Raw genomic sequence first — 1,983 nt, forward strand, 5'->3', positions numbered from 1 at the left:
GGCACGCCCCCTCACCAGCCTCGGACCTTCGGTCCGAGCCACCCTCTCCCGCGAGGGGAGAGGGTTCGAGCAGTGCCTCGCGACAGAGCCGGCGATCATCCACATCGTCCCCGGGCTTGGCCTCGCGCCGGTCCTGTGGTCAAGTGCGCTCCCCGCCATCCCCGGACCGCGAAATGGCCATCGTCAATCCAAATCCCTTCACCACCCGTCCCGAAATCGAAGGCACGTTCGGGGTCGTCACCTCGACGCACTGGATCGCCACGGCGGTCGGCATGGCCATGCTGGAGAAGGGCGGCAACGCCTTCGACGCGGCCGTCGCGGCCGCCTTCACGCTGCAGGTCGTCGAGCCGCATCTCAACGGGCCGGGCGGCGACGTGCCGATCCTGCTCTACGACGTGCGCAAGGGCCGGCCCGAGGTGATCTGCGGCCAGGGCCCCGCGCCGGCCGGCGCGACCATCGGCTATTATCGCGGCCTCGGTCTCGACATGGTCCCGGGCACCGGCCTGCTGGCCGCCTGCGTGCCGGGCACGTTCGAGACCTGGATGATGCTCCTGCTCGAATACGGCACCATGCGGCCCGCCGACGTGCTCGGCCCGGCGATCTATTACGCCCGCGAGGGCCATCCGCTGGTCGAGCGCGCCAACGCGACGATCCGCACCGTCGAGAAGCTGTTCCGCGAGCACTGGCCGACCTCGGCGGCGGTGTGGCTGCCCGGCGGCACCGTGCCGGCGACCGGCAGCCTGTTCGCGAACCCGGGCCTCGCCGACACCTATGCGCGCATCCTGCGCGAGGCGGAGAGCGGCGGCGGCGGCCGCGAGCAGGAAATTTCCCGCGCCCGGAAGGCGTGGTCCGAGGGCTTCGTGGCCGATGCGATCGACCGCTTCTGCCGCACCCAGAAGGTGATGGACACGTCGGGCGAGGCGCATCGCGGCGTGCTGTCGGGTCACGACATGGCGATCTGGCGCCCGCGCGTCGAGGCGCCGCTCACCTACGACTACGGCCGCTACACTGTATGCAAAGCCGGCGCCTGGTCGCAGGGGCCGGTGCTGCTGCAGCAGCTCGCGCTGCTGAAGGGCTATCACCTCGACGGGCTCGACCCGACCGGGCCGGAGTTCATCCACACCGTGGTCGAGTGCTCGAAGCTCGCCTATGCGGACCGCGACACGTTCTACGGCGACCCGGACTTCGTGAAGGTGCCGATGGAGGCGCTGCTGTCGGACGCCTACAACGAGGCGCGCCGCAAGCTCGTGCAGCACGAGGCCTCGCTCGACTTCCGGCCCGGCTCGGTCGAGGGCTTCGGCGGCACCGTCAAGGTGCGGCGGGCCGAGGAGGTCGGCGCCACCGCCGGGGCCGGCGAGCCGACCGTCGGCCGTCTCGGCGAGGTGCGCGGCGACACCGTGCATTTCGACATCATCGACCGCGCCGGCAACATGATCTCGGCGACGCCCTCGGGCGGCTGGCTGCAGTCCTCGCCGGTGATCCCGGAGCTCGGCTTCTGCCTCGGCACCCGGGCCCAGATGTTCTGGCTGGAGGAGGGGCACCCGGCCGCGCTCGCCCCCGGCAAGCGGCCCCGCACCACGCTGTCGCCGTCGATGGCGCTGCGCGACGGCGAGCCCTATCTGGCCTGGGGCACGCCGGGCGGCGACCAGCAGGACCAGTGGGCGACGCAGCTCTTCCTGCGCCACGTCCATGCCGGCATGAACCTTCAGGAGTCGATCGACGCGCCGGCCTGGCACAGCGAGCATTTCCCGAGCTCGTTCTGGCCCCGCACCGCGCGCCCCGGCGTGCTGGTGGTGGAGGACCGCGTGCCGGAGGAGACCCGGCGCGACCTCGCCGCCCGCGGCCACGTGGTCGAGGTCGGCTCGTCCTGGTCGGAGGGCCGCCTCACCGCCGCCTCGCGCGACGGCTGGCGCCGCCGCGCCGCCGCCAACCCGCGCGGCATGCAGGGCTACGCCGCCGGGCGGTGAGCATCTCCACGGTCAT

General features: G+C 72.4%; 1 protein-coding gene. It reads left to right on the forward strand.

Annotation, left to right across the window (positions count from 1 at the left end; translation table 11 throughout):
* Positions 1–173 precede the first annotated feature (173 nt).
* The gene (locus tag CH341_RS30995; RefSeq protein WP_111423494.1) at positions 174–1,967 is read left to right on the forward strand and encodes a gamma-glutamyltransferase family protein; all 1,794 of its coding nucleotides are present in this window, start codon (positions 174–176) and stop codon (positions 1,965–1,967) included.
* Positions 1,968–1,983 lie beyond the last annotated feature (16 nt).

The sequence above is a fragment of the Rhodoplanes roseus genome, from assembly GCF_003258865.1.
GTDB lineage: Bacteria > Pseudomonadota > Alphaproteobacteria > Rhizobiales > Xanthobacteraceae > Rhodoplanes > Rhodoplanes roseus.